This is a genomic window from Streptomyces sp. NPDC039462 (assembly GCF_055639375.1).
In genome coordinates this window covers 2128055-2145070 of sequence record NZ_JBVKAO010000001.1, presented here as the reverse complement: position 1 = coordinate 2145070, position 17016 = coordinate 2128055, and the positions used below count along the sequence as shown (strand labels likewise).

The 17016-nt window shown below is 71.8% G+C and carries 16 protein-coding genes; 13 read left to right on the top strand and 3 right to left on the bottom strand.

The window, feature by feature from the left end:
- The first annotated feature begins 23 nt into the window (after window positions 1-23).
- Complete coding sequence (locus ACZ7LU_RS08700; protein WP_471916168.1) at window positions 24-1037, top strand: Gfo/Idh/MocA family protein; 1014 nt, start codon at window positions 24-26, stop codon at window positions 1035-1037.
- Window positions 1038-1052: 15 nt separating this feature from the next.
- On the opposite strand, the gene ACZ7LU_RS08695 is transcribed toward ACZ7LU_RS08700, so the two are convergent.
- Window positions 1053-1466, bottom strand: a complete 414-nt coding sequence (locus ACZ7LU_RS08695) for an SsgA family sporulation/cell division regulator (RefSeq protein ID WP_468084637.1) — start codon at window positions 1464-1466, stop codon at window positions 1053-1055.
- Window positions 1467-1880: 414 nt separating this feature from the next.
- Here ACZ7LU_RS08695 and ACZ7LU_RS08690 point away from each other — a divergent pair, with 414 nt between their 5' ends.
- The 6 genes from ACZ7LU_RS08690 (at window position 1881) to ACZ7LU_RS08665 (ending at window position 8194) form a co-directional block, all read left to right on the top strand.
- A complete protein-coding gene (locus ACZ7LU_RS08690) occupies window positions 1881-3068 on the top strand; it encodes a hypothetical protein (protein ID WP_471916167.1) in 1188 nt (395 codons plus the stop codon).
- A 124-nt stretch (window positions 3069-3192) separates the two neighbouring features.
- Window positions 3193-3726 (top strand): phosphoribosyltransferase, encoded by a 534-nt coding sequence (locus ACZ7LU_RS08685; protein WP_471916166.1) that lies wholly within the window; start codon window positions 3193-3195, stop codon window positions 3724-3726.
- A gap of 511 nt (window positions 3727-4237) precedes the next feature.
- Window positions 4238-4765 (top strand): cupin domain-containing protein, encoded by a 528-nt coding sequence (locus tag ACZ7LU_RS08680; RefSeq protein ID WP_471916165.1) that lies wholly within the window; start codon window positions 4238-4240, stop codon window positions 4763-4765.
- Window positions 4766-4833: 68 nt separating this feature from the next.
- Entirely contained in the window at window positions 4834-6378 is a 1545-nt protein-coding gene (locus tag ACZ7LU_RS08675) for an ATP-dependent DNA ligase (RefSeq protein ID WP_471916164.1), read from the top strand.
- Between the two features lie 69 nt (window positions 6379-6447).
- Window positions 6448-6933 (top strand): cation:proton antiporter regulatory subunit, encoded by a 486-nt coding sequence (locus ACZ7LU_RS08670; protein WP_398304328.1) that lies wholly within the window; start codon window positions 6448-6450, stop codon window positions 6931-6933.
- A 4-nt stretch (window positions 6934-6937) separates the two neighbouring features.
- A complete protein-coding gene (locus ACZ7LU_RS08665) occupies window positions 6938-8194 on the top strand; it encodes a cation:proton antiporter (RefSeq protein WP_471916163.1) in 1257 nt (418 codons plus the stop codon).
- A 48-nt stretch (window positions 8195-8242) separates the two neighbouring features.
- On the opposite strand, the gene ACZ7LU_RS08660 is transcribed toward ACZ7LU_RS08665, so the two are convergent.
- Window positions 8243-9088 (bottom strand): alpha/beta fold hydrolase, encoded by an 846-nt coding sequence (locus ACZ7LU_RS08660; RefSeq protein WP_471916511.1) that lies wholly within the window; start codon window positions 9086-9088, stop codon window positions 8243-8245.
- A gap of 235 nt (window positions 9089-9323) precedes the next feature.
- Between ACZ7LU_RS08660 and ACZ7LU_RS08655 the strand changes: the two genes are divergently transcribed.
- From ACZ7LU_RS08655 to ACZ7LU_RS08640, 4 genes are all read left to right on the top strand, one after another.
- A complete protein-coding gene (locus ACZ7LU_RS08655) occupies window positions 9324-10043 on the top strand; it encodes a hypothetical protein (protein WP_471916162.1) in 720 nt (239 codons plus the stop codon).
- 128 nt (window positions 10044-10171) lie between these two features.
- Entirely contained in the window at window positions 10172-10765 is a 594-nt protein-coding gene (locus tag ACZ7LU_RS08650; protein WP_398304319.1) for a sigma-70 family RNA polymerase sigma factor, read from the top strand.
- A 185-nt stretch (window positions 10766-10950) separates the two neighbouring features.
- Window positions 10951-12510, top strand: coding sequence for an MFS transporter (locus ACZ7LU_RS08645; protein ID WP_468084629.1), 1560 nt, complete (start codon window positions 10951-10953; stop codon window positions 12508-12510).
- A 12-nt stretch (window positions 12511-12522) separates the two neighbouring features.
- Complete coding sequence (locus ACZ7LU_RS08640; protein WP_471916161.1) at window positions 12523-14067, top strand: MFS transporter; 1545 nt, start codon at window positions 12523-12525, stop codon at window positions 14065-14067.
- A 40-nt stretch (window positions 14068-14107) separates the two neighbouring features.
- Here ACZ7LU_RS08640 and ACZ7LU_RS08635 read toward each other — a convergent pair whose 3' ends face one another.
- On the bottom strand, window positions 14108-14620 hold the full coding sequence (locus ACZ7LU_RS08635) for a GNAT family N-acetyltransferase (protein ID WP_471916160.1): 513 nt from the start codon (window positions 14618-14620) through the stop codon (window positions 14108-14110).
- A 271-nt stretch (window positions 14621-14891) separates the two neighbouring features.
- Between ACZ7LU_RS08635 and hemC the strand changes: the two genes are divergently transcribed.
- Window positions 14892-15827 carry a hydroxymethylbilane synthase gene (gene hemC, locus ACZ7LU_RS08630; protein WP_471916159.1) on the top strand — a complete coding sequence of 312 codons (936 nt, stop codon included), beginning with the start codon at window positions 14892-14894 and terminating at the stop codon, window positions 15825-15827.
- A 197-nt stretch (window positions 15828-16024) separates the two neighbouring features.
- Window positions 16025-16966, top strand: a complete 942-nt coding sequence (locus tag ACZ7LU_RS08625) for a trypsin-like serine peptidase (RefSeq protein ID WP_471916158.1) — start codon at window positions 16025-16027, stop codon at window positions 16964-16966.
- The last annotated feature ends 50 nt before the right edge of the window (window positions 16967-17016 follow it).

Sequence of the window (17016 nt, the reverse complement as noted above, 5' to 3'; positions counted from 1 at the left end):
CGCGGACGCGGGGAGGGCTCGGGGTGAGCGATCTGCTGGGGGTGGCCGTGCTGGGAGCGGGCCACATGGGCGCCGATCACGTGCGGCGGATCGGCGAGACGGTGGGCGGGGCCCGCGTGGTCGCGGTCGCGGATCCCGATACGGCACGGGCGGAGGCGGCGGTGGCGGGACGCGAGGGAGTGTCCGTGCACCGCGAGGCGTCGGCGGCGCTCGGCGCTCCCGGGGTGGAGGCGGTCCTGGTGGCATCGCCGGAGGCTGCGCACGAGGAGGCGCTGCTCGCGGCGTGCGCGCGCGGCCTCCCGGTGCTCTGCGAGAAGCCCCTCACCCCTGATTCCGCCTCGGCCCTGCGAGTCGTGGAGGCGGAGACCCGGCTGGGACGCAGGCTGATACAGGTCGGATTCATGCGCCGGTACGACGCCGAGTACGTGGCCCTGAAGACGCTCCTCGACTCCGGGCGCCTCGGCCGTCCCCTGCTGCTGCACTGCCGTCACCGGAACGTGTCGTCTCCCCCGCACTTCACCTCATCCATGCTGATCAGCAGCTCCGTCTCCCACGAGATCGACGCGGCACGGTGGCTGCTCGGCCAGGAGATCACCGCGGTGACGGCGGTGCGGCCCACGCCGTCGGCGGACGCCCCGAACGGGCTGCTCGACCCGCAGCTGGTGCTCTTCGAGACGTCGGGGGGCGCCGTCGTCGACGTGGAGGTCTTCGTCAACTGCGGATTCGGTTACGAGGTGGCGTGCGAGGCGGTCTGCGAGCGCGGCAGCGCCCGGCTCGGCGACGCGCACACGATGGTCGTCCGGTCGGCGGGCCGCACGCACGAGGAGATCGCGCAGGACTACGTGGTCCGGTTCGCCGACGCGTACGACCGTGAGGTGCGGGCGTGGGTCGCCGCCGCCCGGGACGGCCGGGTCACGGGGCCGAGCGCGTGGGACGGGTACGCGGCCGCGGCCGTCGCGGAGGCGGGCGTCGCGGCGCTGAACACCTGCACGCGGGTGACTGTGGAGATGACCCAGCGGCCCGCGCTGTACCACTGACGTCCAGCGGAGCGCTCAGACACCGCCGAGCAGGCGCGACAGTCCCTCGTCGAAGTCGATTCCCTCGCTCTCGCCGCCCGCGGGCACCACGGCGTACGACTGCACCAGGAAACGGCGCAGCGCGATCTTGTCGAACTGCACCAGCGCGAGACCCTGATGGGAGTGGAACTCCAGGACCGTGCGGGCCCTCCCGCACGGCCAGACATGCACGTCACCGCTGCCCGCCGGCGCCGTGAGGCCCTCCTCGAGGAGCTGCCGCGCGAAGATCCACGTGACCTCCGCGCCATCGAGCGAGGCCTGCGAAGGGAAGGTCATCTGGACGGCCAGCGGATCCTCCGCCGAGTAGCGCAGGACCACGGGCAGGGCACGCTCACGACCCTCGGGGGTGACGAGACGGGCACGGGCGGGCTGTTCGAGGGTGACGGCCATGAGCGGACTCCACTTCTGATGTTTCCAGTGCTCGGTCTTGCGGTTCCGGGCGCCTGTGCCCTTATGACCCCTCAGGGAGGGGCGGTATTACGCCACGATGTCGAATTTTCCATGTGACCTACATCACTCTTCTCTCATTGGCCGGACATCTGGCACCTGGAGTCTCGAACTCGGCGGAGTCGACCAACACGCCCGTCGGGTGCCCGCCACAAGCGAGTACACGCGTGCCTCCGAGAAACATCAGCCACGCGGCCTACGCGTGCCCACTCACTCCCCACGCCTGATCGCCGACGATCTCGGCGCGGAGGCGGGCACGAGGCCCCTAAGCTCGGTGATCGGCACGGCAGTTGCCGTGAACGGGAGCGGCGGGGGAAAACCATGACGGGTGCGGGCCGGCGCCGGCTGTGGCTGACGATGGCCGTCGGCGGGATCGGGCTGAGCCTGTACGCGGGCTGGCTGACCATCGACGACTTCCGCGACCGATCTGCCGGCGAACGCGACATCGCCGCGGCCTGCGACCACCTGGTTTCGGGGGCACAGGTGATGGATTTGCAGGGCGGCATGATGCGGGCGCAGTCCGACGACGACAACGATTATCGGCTCGACGTGCGGCATCTGCCCAGCGCCTGCACCGTCTACAGGGTGAGTGGCTCGCACAGGCCCGCCGAACTGTTCCGGCTGATCGTCAGGAGCAGTGATGACTCCGAGCCGGTCAACAAGATCGGCGACAAGGGCTCCCCGTTCTTCACTCGCGAAGGGGGACGCCCGAAGCGCGACGTCACCGCGGTCGCCGACCGCAAACCCGAAGAGTGGCCGCTGGGCGACGGCAGGCTGGGCTCGTACACGAACTTCCGCACCACGGTTCGTGCCGAGTGCGGCCTCGGCAGCGGCCGAGCGGCGCCGAAACTGCTGAATGTCACCGCCGTGGCTCTCTACCCGGAAGTCTCCGCCGATGACCGCCGGCGCCTGGCTCGCCTCGCTCGCTCGGCCACGCAGCAGCTCACCCAACGGATCAACTGTCGAACCGAACTACCGGCTCTGCCCGAGCAGATGATCCCGGCCCCATCGAAGCTGCGCCCGGCCGTCTCGGCCACTGGTTCCTGCCGTTGGGCCGGCCGACTGGCCAAGAAACAGGGACAGGCCCGACTGCCCGACCGCGCCCTCACGGTCCCCGCCCGCAGTGCGAACCCCGCCGAAGGATGCCTGCTGGCCGTGGGCCCCAGCCAGGTGCGAGCCATCGCCGAGACCTTGGACGTCGACCAGCGCGAGTACGCCCGGCACGCACTCACAGGCTCGCCCTGGTGGCTGCGCACGATGTCCTACTTCGGTGCTGAGGCAGGATCCGTGGGCTTCCAGGAGAGAAGCGACGACAAGAGGCTCAAGCCGGGAACGGCGGGAGGCGGGGACGGCATATGGTGGGCATCCTCCATCTGCGACGGCAAGCCCGCCCTGCACACCCTTACCGTCGACTTCTTGTACGACAACATCCTCGGCCACAAGGCGCTGAATTCCCTGTTCCACGCCTACGTCGACGACATCACCACCCGGCGCGGCTGCACCCGCGTCATCTTTCCCGCCGCCAAGAACTTCCACGCCGTGTGACGGGGCGGGCGGACCCCGGCCAGGCAACCGCAGCGACGCCGATGCCGATGCCGATGAGCAGCCACCCGGCGGCCCCGTGGAATCCGGTTGCCTGAGCGCCTGATTCATCCGCAGACTCTCGATCATGACGTCTTCCGCACGCACCCTCGCCCTTGAGCACTTCCGGTGGATCGAGGGCCACGCAGACGTCTGGCGGATCTTCCGTGACTCCGTGGCGCTCGCCACGATTGTCCACGAGCTGATCTGCCCGTTCAGGGACGGCGACGTCACGGTGATCTGTGGGGTCGAGTCGCGGGGGTTCCTGCTCGGAGCGGCAGCGGCCGTGGAACTGGGCGTCGGTTTCTTGCCAGTGCGTAAGCGGGACGGGCTCTTGCCGGGAGAGAAGGCCACCCGACGCAGCGAGCCCGACTACCGGGGCACGCGTCAGGAGCTGCGTCTGCAACGGACTGCGGTAGGCCCCGGGGACCGAGTGTTGCTGGTCGACGACTGGATCGAGACGGACAGCCAGGCGTCGGCCGTCCGGTCGATGGTTGAGGAGTGCGGCGGGCAGTGGGCCGGCTGCTCCGTCGTCGTCGATCAGACCGCCCCGGCCCAGCGGGCGAACCTGGGTGTCCGCAGCATCGTCACCGCCGCTGAACTTCCGCCCTGGCATGGGTAGTCCCAGCTCGGCGGATACTTCCGGTCACATCACCAGCCCCGCCGTTGGTGAGCCGCCGGGCGACGGTCCATGCGGCCTGCCCGACGCTCTTGATCCATGGGTCCCACAGCGACATGTGGGCGGCCGGGCACTCCCCGGACATAGTGGCCCCCTGGGCCGGCACTGTCCGCCGTGTCAAACCGTCCACCGGGCACGTCGTGCACCACGATGTGCCGGACCACTTCGCTGGCGCGGGCACCGCCTTCCGCCTTCCTCCACCGGTCGTTTTCTTGAGCCAAGGGTTTCCGGCCGCCAGGCGGGTACCCATATGGCGGAGTGTGCCGGAGGTGGGGGCCCCGGTCTCGACCGAGCCCGCAGTCCTAGGTCGCCGGTCCTCGTCCCCCCAGCCCCCAGTCCTCCTCCCCGCCCCGTCACAAGATCGACCTCCGGCCGGATACCGCCCCGCAGGCGCCGGGACGAGCATGCAGGTGAAGGTCCGCCGCCCGGTGGGCCCCCGGCACTGGAGTGCGTCATGTCTTACCCGAACAACCTCTCGTACCCCCCGCCCCGCTACCACGGCACCAAGGGCGAGGTGAACGCGTCCTTCCGTACGGCCGACACCCCGCCGGACATCTCCTCGCCGGGCGGGGCCACGCACTACCTCGCCACCCATGAGTCGACCGGCGGCGAATTCGGGCTCTACAAGTCGGAGTTGGCTCCGCGGTCCGCGGGAGCCAAGACGCACTTCCACAAGGCCATGTCGGAGTCCTTCTACATCCTCTCCGGCCAGTTGGAGCTCTACAACGGCGAGAAGTGGGTGACGGGCCGCGAGGGCGACTTCCTGTACGTCCCCGTCGGCGGCCTGCACGCCTTCAAGAACGTGACCGACGAGCCCACGTCCATGCTGATGCTGTTCTCCCCCGGCGCCCCTCGCGAGGAGTACTTCGAGCAGGTCGCGGAAGTGGCGCGGCGCGGCGCCGAAGAGCTCAAGGAGTTCCGTATCCGGCACGACAGCTATTTCACCGAGGACACCGAGGACTTCGAGCCCGGGGCGGAGTGACTCTGCGTGTGCGGTCGGGCGCCGTGTCCGGCCATGCGCCACGCCCCGTCGCGATGCAGGATGGCCTCATGCTGCTCGCCCGGCTCGCACACGTGTCCAAGGAAGTGGCCGCCACCTCGGCGCGGTCCCGGAAGATCGCCCTGCTCGCCGAGTTGTTCCGGGCCGCGGAGCCGGACGACGTGCCGATCGCCATCCCCTATCTGTCGGGCCGGCTGCCCCAGGGCCGGCTCGGCATCGGCTGGAGCACGCTCAAGCACACGGTGCCGCCCGCCGCCGAGGCGACGCTCACGGTACGCGGAGTGGACGCGGCGCTCACCTCGATCGGTTCGGTGGCGGGCGCCGGGTCGCAGGCCGAACGCAAGCGTCTCGTCGGCGAGTTGATGGGCGCCGCGACCGCCGACGAGCAGCGGTTCCTGCTCGGGCTGCTGACCGGCGAGGTCCGGCAGGGGGCGCTGGACGCGGTGGCGGTCGAGGGGCTCGCGCTCGCCACGGGGACCCCGGCGGACGCCGTGCGGCGTTCGGTGATGCTCGCCGGTTCCGTGGCCCCGGTCGCCCAGGCGCTGCTGGCGGACGGGGCGGCGGCCCTGGACGAGTTCCGGCTGACCGTGGGCCGCCCGGTCCTGCCGATGCTGGCGCACAGCGCTGCCTCGGTCGCGGAGGGCATCGACAAGCTGGGGGCGTGCGCGGTCGAGGAGAAGCTGGACGGCATCCGCGTGCAGGTCCACCGGGACGGGGACGCCGTACGCGTCTACACCCGCACCCTGGACGACATCACCGACCGGCTCCCCGAGCTGACCTCCGCGGCCCTCGGTCTGGAGGGGTCGCACTTCATCCTGGACGGCGAGGTCATCGCGCTGGACGCCGACGGGCGGCCGCGGCCGTTCCAGGAGATCGCGGGGCGCGTCGGTTCACGCGTCGACGTGTCGACGGCGGCGGCCGGGCTGCCGCTCTCCCCCGTCTTCTTCGACGCCCTGTCCGTGGCCGGTCGTGACCTGCTCGACCTACCGTTCACCGAGCGCCACGCGGAACTGGCGGCGCTGGTGCCCGAGCCGATGCGGGTGCGGCGCACGCTCGTGGCGGACCCGGCCGACGAGCGGCAGCGCGGCGAGGCCCAGGAGTTCTTCGAGGCGACGCTGGGGCGCGGCCACGAAGGGGTCGTACTGAAAGGGCTCGACGCTCCCTACAGCGCGGGCCGCCGGGGTGCCTCCTGGCTGAAGGTCAAACCCGTCCACACCCTCGACCTGGTCGTCCTGGCCGCCGAGTGGGGCCACGGCCGCCGCACCGGCAAGCTCTCCAACCTGCACCTGGGCGCACGTCGGCCCGACGGCACGTTCGCCATGCTGGGCAAGACGTTCAAGGGGATGACGGACGCGATGCTCGCCTGGCAGACCGAGCGCCTCCAGGAGCTGGCGGTCGAGGAGAACGGTTACGTCGTGACGGTGCGGCCCGAACTGGTCGTGGAGATCGCCTACGACGGACTCCAGAAGTCCACCCGCTACCCGGCGGGCGTCACGCTCCGCTTCGCCCGGGTCGTGCGCTACCGCGAGGACAAGTCTCCCGACGAGGCGGACTCGGTCGAGACGGTCCTTCGGGGCGGCCCCGCCCCGGCGTGATTTTGCCAATCCTTGGCCCCGATAGGGTGACAGCCGGGGGAGATCATCCATCACGCAAGGGGAAAAGCTGTGCCCGCCTCACGACTCAGCCGTACGCCGCTCCCAGGCATCGGCATCCGGTACGACCTCACGACCCGGGAACAGCGGCGTCTGTCGGTGGTCGCGCACCGGGACGGTGCGCGGACGCTGAGCGCCTACCGGTCCGACGACCCCGACGAGTGCGCGCTGTCGCTGCGGCTGAGCTCGGGCGAGGCCGACGCGCTGATCGACGCCCTGATGCCCTCCCACCACAGTCCGACCCTGCTGCACACCACCGACCTGGGCCTGGTCGCCGAGCGCGTGCTGCTGTCGGCCACCTCGCACTGGAACGGGCGGCTGCTCGGCGAGACCCGGATGCGGACCGAGACCGGCGTCTCGATCGTGGCCGTGCTGCGGCGGGCCGAGGCCATTCCCTCGCCGGCGCCCGACTTCCGGCTGGCCGGCGGGGACACCCTCATCGTCATCGGGACGCGCGAAGGCGTGGAGACCGCCGCGACGATACTCGGGCGGGAGTGATCGCATGCACTCCGCTGTCTTTCTGATCGAATTCGGCGCGATCATCCTCGCCCTCGGGCTGCTCGGCCGGTTCGCGGGGCGTTTCCGGTTCTCGCCGATCCCGCTGTACCTGCTGGCCGGCCTCGCGTTCGGCGAGGGCGGCCTGCTGCCGCTCGGCGCGAGCGAGGAGTTCGTCGCGATCGGCGCCGAGATCGGCGTCATCCTGCTGCTCCTGATGCTCGGCCTCGAATACACGGCCAACGACCTCGTCAGCAATCTCAAGACGCAGTACCCGGCCGGCCTGGTCGACTGCACGCTGAACGCCCTGCCGGGTGCCGTCGCCGCGCTGCTCATGGGCTGGGGCCCGGTCGCCGCCGTCGTACTCGCCGGTGTCACCTGGATCTCCTCGTCCGGTGTCATCGCCAAGGTCCTGGGAGACCTCGGCCGGCTCGGCAACCGCGAGACCCCGGTCATCCTCAGCGTCCTGGTACTCGAAGACCTGGCGATGGCCGTCTACCTGCCCATCATCACCGCCCTGCTCGCCGGTGTGGGACTGGCCGCGGGCAGTCTCACGCTCGCCATCGCGCTGGGCGCCGCGGGGATCGTCCTCTTCATCGCGGTGCGGTACGGGCGGCTCATCTCCCGGTTCGTCTCCAGCGACGACCCGGAGAAGCTGCTCCTCGTGGTGCTCGGCCTGACCATCCTCGTGGCGGGCATCGCGCAACAGCTCCAGGTGTCCGCCGCCGTCGGCGCGTTCCTGGTCGGCATCGCGCTGTCCGGCGAGGTCGCCGAGGGCGCGCACACGCTGCTCGCGCCGTTGCGGGACCTCTTCGCGGCCGTCTTCTTCGTCTTCTTCGGGCTGCACACCGACCCGACGAGCATTCCGCCGGTGCTGCTGCCCGCGCTCGCGCTCGCCGTCGTCACCGCGCTGACGAAGATCGCCACCGGGTACTGGGCGGCCCGCCGCGCGGGCATCTCGGTCAAGGGCCGCTGGCGGGCCGGTGGTGCGCTGGTGGCGCGGGGCGAGTTCTCCATCGTCATCGCGGGGCTCGCGGTCACCGCGGGCATCGAGCCGTCGCTCGGACCGCTGGCGACGGCGTACGTGCTGATCCTGGTGATCGTCGGCCCCCTGACCGCCCGGTACACGCAGCCCGTCGCGGGGTACGTCGGCGGGGTCCTCGCACGCCGCCGCGGCACCGTCGGCGGCGGAACCCCCGAGGTGCCGGTGTCCCGGGACACGGTCGAGGTCCTGGACGGGCAGGACGTGGCCGACCGGCCGTAGGCACCGCAGGCACCCTGGGGGCGATCGCCTACGCGAGGAGCGGCGCCGCTAGCCGAGGCATCTGGGCCGGAAGTCCGGGTCGGCCGGACCCTTCCGGCCCAGTGCGTCGAGGACCCACTGGGCGGCGACCGGGTCCTTCGTCACCTGGTCGTGCAGGAACGGGTCCAGCGGACAGCGGTCCTGCAGGACGACATTGGTGGCGTATTCCTTCGGCCCGTTCAGCAGGGCGCTCGTGTACGGGATGACGATCTCGTCGTACCGCGTGGTGAGGACCGTGTAGTCGGGCCCCGCCGGTGTCTCGGTGCCCTCGTTGAGCCTTGTGAGCAGCTCGGAGCCCGCCATCTGGTCGAGGCACGCGGGGCACGCGAGGTCGCCGAGCGGCTTGGTCAGCGGGTTGGTCGTGCCGTGGTTGGACGGGACGAGGCCGATCAGGTCGTCGACCTTGTCCGCGCCGCCGAGGAACTTCACGTAGTAACGGGGCATCATGCCGCCCTGGCTGTGCCCGACGAGGTCCACCTTCGCCGCGCCCGTGGCGCCGCGCACGGCCTCCACGAAGTCCTTCAGCTCGGCGGCCGACCGCGGGACCGGAGCGGTCGCCAGCTTTCCGTAATTGAACGCGAAGACGCAGTAGCCCGCCTTCTTCAGCTTCGGCGAGAGCGTGGCCCAGTTCTCCGCCATCAGCTTGAACGTGCCGTTGACCAGGACGACCGGCTCGGGATGTGCCGGGTCAGGCTTGCAGGACCAGTCGTTGGCGCCGCGGGGCGGGATGTCCAGGACCGAGGTCGGCGCGGAGGCGGCGGGTGACGCGTGGGCGGGGGCGGCGAGGCCCACGACTCCGAGGGCGAGGGCGGCCGCGGCGGTCAGCAGGGACCGGACGGCGGGGCGCAGGTGCATCGGCATTCCCATCGTGAGGTGGTACGTGGTGATCTCTTGAGGTGGCACGCGGTGAACGTGCCAAGTGGTGCATGGACGAACGCAGTTCGGCAATGCCGACCACTGGACGAGATCATTTTCGTTGCGTACACATCACGTCAAGGGGTTTTGGCGGTTGCGCGCGCTATACGGGCACTTCGGGCATCTCTTGGACTCGCCGCCCCACGCAGGGCCGCCGCCTGGCACGATGCTCCCCATGACCTCAGGGCCCGGGTTCCGTCTCGCACGAGCCGCGATGTTCGCGGCCGTGTGCGTGGTGGCGACGGCCCTCGGCCACACGGTCATGTCCGGTGCCGCGCTGCCCTGGTGGGCGGTGGGTTACGCGTTCGCGGCCACGGTGGCCGCCGCGTGGTGGCTCACCGGGCGTGAGCGCGGCGCGGTGGCCGTCACCGGCGCCACGGTCGCGGCCCAGCTGTGCCTGCACGAACTGTTCGGCCTGGCACAGCGGATGGCTGCCCCGACGGACGGGAGCGGGCCGCCGGGCGCGGCGCGGGCCCACCCCGACGACGGCATGAACCACCTCAACCACGCGATGCCGACGACCGTGCCGCCGTCCGGTGCCGGCTCGTCCGGCGCCGCCATGTACGGGGCCGCGATGCCGGACGAGGGCATCTCCCACTGGGTCATGTCCGTGTTCGGGCACAGCGGCCTCGGCATGTTCTTCGCCCACGTCGTCGCCGCGTTGATCTGCGCCCTGTGGCTGTGGCGCGGTGAGGCCGCGGCCTTCCGTACCGGACGCGCTCTCGCCGCGGCCGTCTTCGTCCCGCTGCGGCTCGTTCTCGCGATCCTCGTCGCGTCCCTGCCGCCGGCGCCGCCCCACGTCGGCGCCCTCGTACCCGTGCCGCGGCTGCGCGGGGTCCTTCTCCAGTACGTCGTCTCACGCAGAGGTCCGCCGGTCCTTCCGGCCAGTTCCTGACACCGCCCGCACCCTTCGGTGCCGGGCGGATCTTCGGCGTCCGCGCACGCGGGGCGGATCCACTCCCCCGCCGTGCGTCCACGCCGCTTCCCGAACTCCTTCCTCCCTTCACCGAAGGACCTTTTGCGATGACCCATACCCTTGTGCGGTCCCGGACCGACGCGGACCGGAGCCGTGACGACCAAATCACCCAGTGGGCGCTGGCGGCGCGCGACGGCGACGCCCGGGCATTCGAAGAGTTCGTGCAGGCCACACGCCGCGACGTCTGGCGCTTCGTCGCCCACCTCAGCGGCGACCTGCACGCCGCCGACGACCTGACCCAGGAGACGTACCTGCGGGCCCTCACCGCGCTGCCCGGCTACGCCGCCCGGTCCAGTGCGCGCACCTGGCTGCTCGCCATCGCACGCCGGGCCGTCGCCGACCGTTTCCGCACAGCGGCATCCCGGCCGCGGATCGCCGACACCGGCGACTGGCAGGCGGCCGCTGAGCGGGCCCAGCCACGCGGCCTGCCCGGGTTCGAGGAGGGCGTGGCCCTGCTCGACCTCCTGGAGACGCTCGACGCGCCGCGCCGCGAGGCGTTCGTCCTCACCCAGCTCGCCGGGCTGCCGTACGCGGACGCGGCGGCCGCCGTCGGCTGCCCGATCGGCACCGTCCGCTCGCGGGTGGCCCGCGCCCGGGAGCGGGTGAGCGAGCTGCTGCTCGCGGCGGACCACGCCGCATAGCGGTCCGCCACGCGCTGGTCGCCGCTCGGCGGTTCCGCACCACCGTGCCGGGCCTCCCCGTGGAGGTCCGGCACGGTGCGCGACGAGCCTCCCCGTGCAGGTCCGGCTCGGTGCCGCGACGATCCCGGTCGCGGGCTCCGAGCAGGGCGTTTAGCGTGGTTCGGGGGCGTTTGGAGGCCATCGCCATGGACCGTGAAGCCGTGCCCGCGCCGGAGCCCGCCCCGGTGCCAGGCTCCGCACGCGACACCGGACCGTCCGCCTCCGTGCCACCCGGGGGAGCCTCCGTGCCACACAGCGGAGGCGGTCGGCACGAGCACCGCTGGCTGATCCTCGCGGTGGTCGGCATCGCGCAGCTCATGGTCGTCCTCGACGCGACGATCGTGAACATCGCGCTGCCCTCGGCCCAGCGGGACCTGGGGTTCACCGACGGCAACCGCCAGTGGGTCGTCACCGCGTACGCGCTCGCCTTCGGCTCCCTGCTGCTGCTCGGCGGGCGCATCGCCGACCTGGTGGGGCGCAAGATCGTCTTCCTCGCCGGTCTCGCCGGCTTCGCGGTGGCGTCGGCGCTCGGCGGCGCGGCGACGAGCTTCTCGATGCTGGTGGCGGCCCGGGCGCTGCAGGGCGTGTTCGGCGCGCTACTCGCGCCCGCCGCCCTGTCGCTGCTCACGACCACGTTCACCGATCCCCGCGAGCGCGCCAAGGCGTTCGGCATCTACGGCGCGATCGCCGGCGCGGGCGGCGCGGTGGGGCTGCTGCTCGGCGGCGTACTCACCGAGTATCTGGACTGGCGCTGGTGCCTGTACGTGAACCTGGCATTCGCCGCGGTCGCCATGGTGGGCGGCGCGCGCCTGCTGCACGCGGGCGCGCCGCCGGACCGGCCCAAGCTGGACGTGCCCGGCACGCTGCTGGTGTCGGCCGGCCTCTTCTGCATCGTCTACGGCTTCTCCAACGCGGAGACACACGCCTGGAGCGACGCGCTCACCTGGGGCTTCCTCGTCGTCGGCGCCGTACTCCTGGCGGTGTTCGCCTGGTGGCAGACGCGCGCGGCCCATCCGCTGCTGCCCCTGCGGGTGGTTCTCGACCGGGACCGCGGGGCGTCGTTCCTCGCGATGTTCATCTCGGGCGCCGGCATGTTCGGAGTGTTCCTGTTCCTCACGTACTACTTGCAGCAGATCCTGGAGTACACGCCCGTCAAGACCGGGCTGGCCTTCCTGCCCATGGTCGCGGTGATGGTGGTGGCCTCCGTGGTGACCACCAACAACCTGCTGCCGCGGATGGGCGCGAAACCGATCGTGCCGCTCGGCATGGGGCTCTCGGCCGCCGGCATGGCCTGGCTGACCGCCCTCGACGTCAGCAGCGGATACGCCGCCCATGTGCTTCCGCCGCTGCTGGTCGCCGGCCTCGGCCTCGGCCTCATCTTCGCCCCGGCGATGAGCATGGCGACCGCCGGTGTCGCGGCGCACGACGCGGGCGTCGCCTCCGCCATGGTCAACACCAGCCAGCAGGTGGGCGGTTCCATCGGCACGGCCCTGCTCAACACGCTCGCCACGACCGCGGCGTCCAACTACCTTGTGGGCAGGAAGCCGACACCGCAGGTGGAGGAGCAGGCGGCGATGCAGTCATACTCGACCGCGTACTGGTGGTCGGCGCTCTTCTTCGCGATCGGCCTCGTGGTCACCGTCGTCCTGTATCGCAAGGGGCCGCCCGCGCCGACGGAGACAGGCAGTGGCGCGGTCCACATGTAGGGCGGTGACGCGATGACTTCGGGCCCGGCTCCTGCTCCGGCTCCGGGCGCGGCCCCGGACTCCGGCAGTGGTGACGGTGGCGGAGTCGTGCTCGCCTCCGCCCGCGGCCGCTGGGTCCTCGGCTGCGCGGTGCTCGCCTCGGGCATGGCCCTGCTCGACGGCACCGTCGTCAACGTCGCCCTGCCGACGCTCGGCCGGGACCTCGACGCGTCGATCTCCGCCCTCCAGTGGGTCGTCAACGCCTACATGCTCACGCTCTCGGCTCTGCTGCTGCTCGGCGGAGCGCTCGGCGACCGCGTCGGGCGGCGGCGCACGCTCGTCATCGGGGTGGTGTGGTTCGCGGCGGCGTCCGCGCTGTGCGGCCTCGCGCAGGACGCCGGGACGCTGATCGCGGCGCGTGCCCTGCAAGGCGTCGGCGGGGCACTCCTGACACCCGGTTCGCTGGCGCTCGTCCGCGCCTCGTACCGCCCGGAGGACCAGGCCCGTGCGGTGGGCGCGTGGTCAGGGCTCGGTGGTGTGGCAGGAGCGGTCGGCCCGTTCCTCGGCGGCTGGCTGATCGACGGGCCCGGCTGGCGGTGGATCTTCCTGATCAACGTGCCGTTGGCCGCGCTGGTGCTGTTCGCGGCGCGGCACGTGCCGGAGAGCCGCGACGAGGCGGCCTCCCGACGGCCGTTCGACGTCACCGGCGCGTGCCTGGCGGCGCTGTTCCTCGCCGGCGTCAGCTTCTCGCTGATCGGCGCGTCCGGTGACACGTCGGCGGGCGGGGTGGCCCTGCCGGGGGTGCTGGGTCTCCTGGCGGGCGGCGTCTTCATCGTGGTCGAGCACCGCAGGCGGAATCCGATGCTGCCCCTCGAACTGTTCCGCTCCCGCCTGTTCACCGCGGCCAACGTCATGACGTTGTGCCTGTACGCGGCCATCGGCGGGATCCTGTTCATGCTGCCGGTGCAGTTGCAGACGACGCTCGGGTACGACGCCCTGGAGGCGGGCACGGCGACGCTGCCGATCACCGTCCTGATGCTGCTCCTGTCCGCGTCCGCCGGTGACCTGGCACGGCGTCTCGGCCCGCGGCTGCCGCTCGTCGCGGGGCCGTTGGTGGCGGCCGCCGGGGTGCTCCTGATGCTGCGGGTGCGGCCCGGCGCGGCGTACGTCACCGACGTGCTGCCCGCGGTGGTCGTCCTCGGCCTCGGCATGAGCGTGTTCGTGGCACCGCTCACGGCGACCGTGCTGGCCTCGGTGGACGCGAGCCGCGCGGGGCTCGCCAGCGGCGTCAACAACACGGCGGCGCGCATCGCGCAGTTGCTCGTCGTCGCCGGACTGCCGCTCGCGGTCGGGCTTTCGGGCACGGCGTACGCGGATCCTGACGCGCTGGACACCGCCTTCGGCAAGGCCGCCGTGGGCTGCGCGGCCCTGTTCGTCCTCGCGGCGGCGGCCGCCGCGCTGTTCGTCAGACCGAGCCCGCCGGCCTGGCACGGCGCACGCGGCAACGAACCGCGGTGCAAGACCTGCTGCGACCTTCAGGCGCCTCCGCTGGAGCCCGGGGAGCGTCCCGCGGAGTGACCGGAGTGACCGGAGTGCGCGCAGTGACTGGTGGACACGGCTAGCGGGACGGTGTCTCGCGTACGAACAACGTCACCGACACGCTCGCCTCGAAGCCGTTGCGCCGCATCAGGGCCGACGACACAGTGTTGCGGGACTCGACGTCGGTCACGACGGCGCTCGCTCCCGCCTCCGTGAGCGTCGCGCAGCAGGCCTTCACCAGCCGGCTCGCGATGCCCTGTCCCTGGTACTCGGGGGCGCTGGCGATCCACTCCAGGTTGCCCCAGTCGGAGCGCTGGTCGAAGCCCATCGAGCCGAGCACGAAGCCCGCGAGGTGGTCCCCGTCCAGCGCGACCCAGCACGCGGACGCCTCGCTGTCCAGGTGCCTCGCGATCGCGGAGAGCGACCAGGAGGTGTACGGCTTCACGGACGTGTCGTAGACCCGGCGGCCCAGGGCGAGGACGTCGGCCAGATGGGCGGCCGTCATCGGCGCGAGACCGATTCCGGCCGGATGGTCGGGCGCGGCGGAGTGGTCCGGCACGGAGGGGTGGTCCGGCGCGGCGGAGTGGGACATGGGGCCTCCAGGGGGCGGGCGCGGCGCCGGGCCGCGGCTCTCTGCGCCTCACGCTATGAGGCGGCCGCTGCTCGCGCACGCCGAAGCACCGGCCCGGAGCGACCCCCGTGGGCGCGCTCGAAGCGCCGCGACGCGGTGTCGGAACGCTCCCTCGAATGGCCGAAAGGTCGTACCGTCCGCCTCCCGTATCCCAACTCACCCGCACCGAAGGTCCTTTGATCAGTTGGACGCCTGTCCGAGGCACCCCTTCGGAGCCCTTATCGTGGACCGCATGTCCGTTCCTGAGCTGATCCGTATCGTCTCCCGCTCCTCCCCCATGGCCCTCGCCCAGGTGGAGCGCGTCCGCACCGAACTCGCCGCGCTGCACCCCGGTATCCGTACCGAGGTCGTGCCGGTCACCACTTCGGGGGACCGCTGGATGGGCGATCTGGCGGCGCTCGGCGGCAAGGGGGCCTTCACCAAGGAGGTCGACGCCGCGCTGCTCGCCGGTGAGGCGGATCTCGCGGTGCACTGCGTGAAGGACGTGCCGGCGGACCGGCCGCTGCCCGCGGGCACCACGTTCGCCGCGTTCCTGAAGCGGGACGACATCAGGGACGCGCTCATCCACCCCGGCGGGCTCACGCTCGACGAGCTGCCCGCGGGGACCCGCATCGGCACGTCGTCGGTCCGTCGCGTCGCGCAGCTCGCCGCTTCGCACCCGGAGTTGCAGTGCGTCCCGATGCGGGGCAACGCGGGCCGCCGGCTGGAGAAGCTCGCCGCGGGCGACGCCGACGCCCTGCTGCTCGCCCAGTCGGGCCTGGACCGCATCGGCCGCCCCGAGCTGGCCAGCGAGATCCTGTCGGTGGAGACGATGTGCCCGCCGATCGGTGCGGGCATCCTCGCGCTGCAGTGCCGCGAGGACGACACCGCGACCATCGACGCCGTCACGGACCTGGGCGACAAGGACGCCTGGCGGGAGGCGACCGCCGAGCGCATGTTCCTGCACGTGCTGCAGGGCCACTGCAACTCGCCGATCGCCGGGTACGCGCGCTCGGAGCGTGGCGGGGACCTGTCGCTGCGCGCCTGCGTGTTCACGCCCGACGGCAAGACGGTGCTCAACGCGCACGAGTGGGCGGGCCCGCTCGACCCGGCGACGCTCGGCACGTCCGTGGCCGTGGCGCTGCTGCGTCAGGGCGCCCGCGAGCTGATCGACGGTATCGCCCACTGAGCGGTGCCGGGTGAACCCGCGGACGGGGCGCGGGAGATGCGGCAGACACGGCAGATGCGCGGCGGGTGATCCGCGCTTCTGTCACAGAACGACGACAGCGCCAACCGGACAGCCGGTTGCCTCCTCTTGCACGGCGGACCGACCGACAGCCCGTCCGCCGCGATCCGCCGTGTGCGGCCACCGAGGAGACCTTCACCATGCCCGAGACAATCGCTTCCGTGCCCCGGCGTCCGCGCGCCCGCGCCACGGGACGCGCCGTGGCCGTTACGGCCCTGGCCCTCGCCGTCACGATCCCGGCGACGGCCGTCACAGCCACGACCGCGACCGCGACCCCGCAGACCCGTACCACCGCCGCCGACCCGGTCTCCGTCCTGAAGTTCACCGCCGACGAGCGCAAGGACGCCCTCGCCTACTGGACGCCCGCCCGCATGAAGGCCGTCGGGAAGTCGGTGGACCTCGGCCCCACCGGGCCGAAGGCCAAGCCGTGGCGCGGCACCGCCCTGAAGACGGTGGGCCGGCTCTTCTTCGTCAACGCGAGCGGCGCCGACACCTGGTGCACGGCCACCGCGGTGAAGAGCGCCAACCGCTCCGCCGTCATGACGGCGGCTCATTGCGTACGCCGGGGCTCCTCCCCCTACAACACCAACTTCTCGATGGTCTTCGTCCCCGGCTACAGCAAGGGCAAGGCGCCGCACGGCGCGTTCGCGGTCCGCCGGGCGGCGACCCCGCGCACCTGGCAGGTGGACTCCGTCAACGACATGTCCGCGCTGACCGTCGACGCCGGCAAGGACGGCAAGAAGCTCACCGACGTCGTGGGCGGCCAGCCCATCGCGTTCAACCGTCCCGTCGGCGGCACCATCTCCTCCTTCGGCTACTCCGCCACCCGCCCGCAGCTCGGCGAGGAACTCCTCCGCTGCGTCGGTACGGCGAAGAAGGAGCACGGCAAGCAGGTCATCCCCTGCGACATGAGCGGCGGCTCAAGCGGCGGCCCGTGGCTGGCCGACTTCGACGCGACCACCGGCAAGGGCGTCCTCGTCTCGGTCAACAGCTCGCTGGACAACCTGACGCCGACCAAGATGTACGGAGAGGTGCTGGGGGCCACGGCCAAGAAGGTGTACGACCGGGCTCAGCAGAGCTGACACGGCCGTACGTGCGGAGGGGGCGGCGGCGGTGTGTGACAGGACTTCTC

Coding starts and splice junctions, on each gene's coding strand:
- ACZ7LU_RS08635 (WP_471916160.1), bottom strand. CDS start 14,620: ATGTCCCACTCCGCCGCGCCGGACCACCCCTCCGTGCCGGACCACTCC.
- ACZ7LU_RS08680 (WP_471916165.1), top strand. CDS start 4,238: ATGTCTTACCCGAACAACCTCTCGTACCCCCCGCCCCGCTACCACGGC.
- ACZ7LU_RS08690 (WP_471916167.1), top strand. CDS start 1,881: ATGGCCGTCGGCGGGATCGGGCTGAGCCTGTACGCGGGCTGGCTGACC.
- ACZ7LU_RS08675 (WP_471916164.1), top strand. CDS start 4,834: ATGCTGCTCGCCCGGCTCGCACACGTGTCCAAGGAAGTGGCCGCCACC.
- ACZ7LU_RS08655 (WP_471916162.1), top strand. CDS start 9,324: ATGACCTCAGGGCCCGGGTTCCGTCTCGCACGAGCCGCGATGTTCGCG.
- ACZ7LU_RS08665 (WP_471916163.1), top strand. CDS start 6,938: ATGCACTCCGCTGTCTTTCTGATCGAATTCGGCGCGATCATCCTCGCC.
- ACZ7LU_RS08625 (WP_471916158.1), top strand. CDS start 16,025: ATGCCCGAGACAATCGCTTCCGTGCCCCGGCGTCCGCGCGCCCGCGCC.
- ACZ7LU_RS08685 (WP_471916166.1), top strand. CDS start 3,193: ATGACGTCTTCCGCACGCACCCTCGCCCTTGAGCACTTCCGGTGGATC.
- ACZ7LU_RS08645 (WP_468084629.1), top strand. CDS start 10,951: ATGGACCGTGAAGCCGTGCCCGCGCCGGAGCCCGCCCCGGTGCCAGGC.
- ACZ7LU_RS08695 (WP_468084637.1), bottom strand. CDS start 1,466: ATGGCCGTCACCCTCGAACAGCCCGCCCGTGCCCGTCTCGTCACCCCC.
- hemC (WP_471916159.1), top strand. CDS start 14,892: ATGTCCGTTCCTGAGCTGATCCGTATCGTCTCCCGCTCCTCCCCCATG.
- ACZ7LU_RS08640 (WP_471916161.1), top strand. CDS start 12,523: ATGACTTCGGGCCCGGCTCCTGCTCCGGCTCCGGGCGCGGCCCCGGAC.
- ACZ7LU_RS08660 (WP_471916511.1), bottom strand. CDS start 9,088: ATGCACCTGCGCCCCGCCGTCCGGTCCCTGCTGACCGCCGCGGCCGCC.
- ACZ7LU_RS08650 (WP_398304319.1), top strand. CDS start 10,172: ATGACCCATACCCTTGTGCGGTCCCGGACCGACGCGGACCGGAGCCGT.